The 4,143-nt window shown below is 49.1% G+C and carries 2 protein-coding genes; one reads left to right on the forward strand and one right to left on the reverse strand.

Annotated elements, in window-relative coordinates:
- On the reverse strand, nucleotides 1-977 hold a 977-nt coding region (locus tag ACTIE6_RS19405; RefSeq protein WP_439558220.1), incomplete at its 3' end, for a carboxypeptidase-like regulatory domain-containing protein.
- Nucleotides 978-1,384: 407 nt separating this feature from the next.
- Between ACTIE6_RS19405 and ACTIE6_RS19410 the strand changes: the two genes are divergently transcribed.
- A partial coding sequence (locus tag ACTIE6_RS19410; protein WP_439558221.1) for a SusC/RagA family TonB-linked outer membrane protein occupies nucleotides 1,385-4,143 on the forward strand: 2,759 nt, incomplete at its 3' end.

Raw genomic sequence — 4,143 nt, forward strand, 5'->3', positions numbered from 1 at the left:
TCAGCCTGGGTAATCTCTCCGTAAAATGAGAAAGACAGCTTGTTGTTTACCTTATAAGAAAGGGAAGGCGCTACGAAAAATGATTTTCTGAAACCCGCATCCTGAAAACTGCGCTCGGTTGCATAAGAGGTATTCAACCTGAAATACAGGTTTTTTTCTTTGCTTAATGCCGTGTTAAAATCTCCCGTGATCTGGTTGAGACCGTAAGAGCCCGTAGTAAACGACAGCTCGCCCCCGGTTCCCACAAAAGGTTTTTTAGTAACCACATTGATCAGCCCGCCGTAGGAGCTCACTGCATTTCCGAACAAAGTAGCAGAAGGTCCTTTCAGTACTTCAATGCGCTCGATGTTGGCCGGGTTGATCGTCCCGTTCGTAAGCCCGGGCAGACCATTCACCAGCTTCGGCTGCACCGAAAACCCGCGCAATGAAAAGTACCCCGCCCCGTCACCGCCGCGACCGGTCGAAGTCCAAAGATTTTCAACCCCTGTTGCATTCTTCAAAGCGTCATCGAAGTTGGTGACGATCTGGGATTTCAGCAGGTAGTTGGTGATGGTGCTGTAAACCTGGGTATTCTCAAAATCGCGCAACGGTAACTTGGAAACATAAGCCGTTTTGCTTCGCGAAAATTTGTTTTCACGCTCCCCTTCCACAACTATCTCACGCAGGATCTCGTCGCCGGCATACAATGTCACGGTTTCAAGATCCACCTCGTTCTGAGAAATGGTAAAGCTAATTTCCTTGGTCTTAAAGCCTACGGAAGACACGGAAAGCACGTAGCTGCCGTCGTTGATATTGGCTATTTCAAAATAACCCGATTCATTGGTCTGCGTTCCGGTACTGGTGTTTTTAATAACCACGTTCACACCGGGAAGCGCGTTTTTCGAAATGTCCGCCACTGTACCTTTCAGCTTGCCGGACTGGGCAAAACAGTGGGATGACAGGAGGAAGCAAATGGATAGTGATAGAAGAAGTTTCATTAACCTTATTTAGACAAAATATAAATCACAAATGTATTTTGCCAAATGCGCACTTCCAAGCTATTTGTCATAATTATCAATGGCTGCGGCTGAATACAGCATTGAAATATGTCCGTGCAATCCCTGATGTGGTTTACATGCTTCTAATCCTGATTGACAAAAAGGATCATAGGCTAACAACTCATTCGACCATTCTTTCAATGGTCAAGTCAAGCCCTAATAAAATATTCTACCTGACATTGGGATAATAAAGAATTTTACTACTTTTCGGGTACGTACCCGATACTTTAAAGTTTTGTTTGTCTTTTATTGAATCCAAAATCGAACAATTATAATCCAAAGTTCCGGGTACGCTACCGGAGTTTTATTTTCAGTGCCAGTAATTCATGTTCCTTAACCCTTAATGTATGTTTCTAAAACTTTATTCAAAGATCACAGTGGTGCTGCTGACGGTAGCACTCTGCATGTTCGCCGGGCCGAAGACTTTCGCCCAGGAAATGCGAAATGTTCAAATTACGGTGTATGACAGTGCCTCCCGAACCACGCTACCCGGTGTTAACGTGGCGATCAAAGGCACTACCCGCGGCGGAGCAACCGACGCAGACGGCAGGTTAAAAATCCAGCTGGCCGGAGACGAGATTATCGTCGTTTCATTCATAGGCTACGAAAAGAAAGAAATTGTAACCGGCACAAGATCAGAGATTGAAGTGGTGCTGGCGGCTAGTCAGACCATGCTCGACGAGCTGGTGGTAGTTGGTTACGGAACCCAGAAGCGCAGTGAGCTTACCGGCTCGGTGACTTCCGTGAAAGCCGAGGAAATCCAGAAGGTACCTACCAGCAGCTTCACCAGTTCGCTGCAAGGTAAAATCCCGGGTGTTTATATCAACCAGACCAGCGGGGCGCCGGGAGGAGCAGCTTCGGTACGTATACGGGGGGTCGGGACTACGGGCGGTAACCAGCCGCTGTATGTCGTAGACGGATTTCCGCTCGGCGGCGGAGGTATGGGTGTTTCCGGAAGTTCAGATCGCATTGACGGACTATCGATCGTCAATCCCAACGACATTGAATCCATTGAAGTACTGAAAGATGCGGCGGCTGCTTCTATCTATGGTGCGCGGGCTGCGAATGGAGTTATATTGATTACGACCAAACGCGGCAAAGATGGTTCTACCAGAATCAACCTCGATGCATATACGGGCATGCAGCAGCTCTGGCGCAAGCCCGACTTTTTGAACGCCACTGAATTTGCAACACTGGCCAATGAATTGTACACCAATTCAGGTATGACGCCGAATCCGGAATGGGCTAATCCAGGCTCTTTCGGCACAGGTACCAACTTTATCAACGAAGTGTTCCGCACTGCGCCGGTACAGAACTACGATCTCAGGATCTCAGGCGGCAGCAAGAAAATTTCAGGCGCATTGTCACTCGGCTACCGCGACCAACAGGGTACTTTGATCGAAACCTGGTACAAACGCTTCACGGGCCGCATTACAGGCGATTTGAAAGTAAACGATAAGCTGCGTTTCGGAAGCTCGCTCGCATTCGCACTTTCGCGCGCCAAAGGTCAGCAGAACCAGGAAATGCGTATCGGGATTTTCAACCTTGCGCAGCAATTTTATCCCACACTCGGCCCAAATGATGTAGTAAACGGGTCTTCTGCCTATTACACCACCCAAGGCGACAACCCGCTGCTCAGAGCGAGATCGATTGATAACCAGCTGAGAAACATGCGGATGTTTGGTAATATTTTTGGTGAATACGAAATCCTGCCCGGCCTGCGCTGGAAAACCAATGTAGGTTTGGATACAGATAACAACCGCACAAGTACGTGGGAGCCAAAAGCTGAAAGAGGTCACTACCGAAATTTGCAGGCCATCCTGGGCGAAAATTATTCCCAGGGTTTAAACTGGCTTCTTGAAAATACATTATCCTATTCTGTTTCCCTCGGCAGCCACAAGATTTCTGCCGTAGCCGGTCAGACAGCACAGAAAAATACAGTTAACTGGATCGGCGTGACCGCGCGTGATTTTCAAAACGAGCAACTGCAGGTGGTAAACGGCAGCAAGGATACCGAGCGTCGTGCAAGCGGTACCGGCTCCGAATATACACTGGCTTCGTACCTGGCGCGGGTTAACTATGCATTTAAAGACAGGTACCTCCTATCCGCGAGCGTTCGCCGCGACGGTTCATCCAACTTCGGGCCAAGTCATAAATGGGGTAATTTCCCCTCCGTGTCAGCCGGTTGGAATATTTCCGAAGAAGCATTCATGAAAAACGTAACGCCGGTAAGCTCGCTGAAACTGCGCGCCAGCTGGGGAAGGCTTGGAAATGACGCGATCGGTTCATTCGGTTACCTGAGCAGCATCCGCCTGGGAACCGTGAACGACAACTACGTACTCGGCGCGAGCCAGGCGCTTGAAATCGGCGCATCCATGTCGCGTCCGGGCAACCCCGATTTGAAATGGGAAACGAGCGAGCAAACCAACTTCGGTATCGACGCTACATTCCTGAACGAGCGCCTTTACCTGACTGCGGATTATTATATCAAAACAACCAAAGATATGCTCGTGAGCTTGCCTGTATCAATTGAAGCAGGTTTTCAGGCGGCTCCTTCGGTCAATGGCGGAAAGGTGCGCAACAGTGGTGTTGAGCTTTTGCTGGGTTACCGGGGAGAAGCAGGTGCATTTACCTACGACGTGAGCGCCAATATGGCCACGCTTAAAAACGAAGTGCTCAGTCTTGGTGTGGGACAGCCGATTACCGGCCCTACCCTTTCGTTTACGAGCATCAGCCCGTCGTTTACACAGGTAGGTCAGTCAATTGGTTACTTCCGTGGGTACGTAGTGGAAGGTATTTACCAGACCAATGATGAAGTAAATAAAAGACTCCAGCCCAATGCAGTTGCAGGAGATTTCAAATACCGGGATGTGAATGGAGACAACCAGCTTACCGATGCGGATCGCGTTAACCTGGGAAGCCCCTGGCCTACCCTGACCTACGGAATGAATGTGGACCTGGGTTACAAAGGTTTTGACCTGAATATCATGCTGCAGGGAATTGCAGGAAGCGAGGTTTTCCATTCCAACAAATTTGCGATTTATCCACTCAAATATTTCGGCGGCTCGGGTGTGGTCAACGGCTCACGTGAGGTACTTGAAAGATG

Source organism: Dyadobacter sp. (assembly GCF_051859145.1).
GTDB lineage: Bacteria > Bacteroidota > Bacteroidia > Cytophagales > Spirosomataceae > Dyadobacter.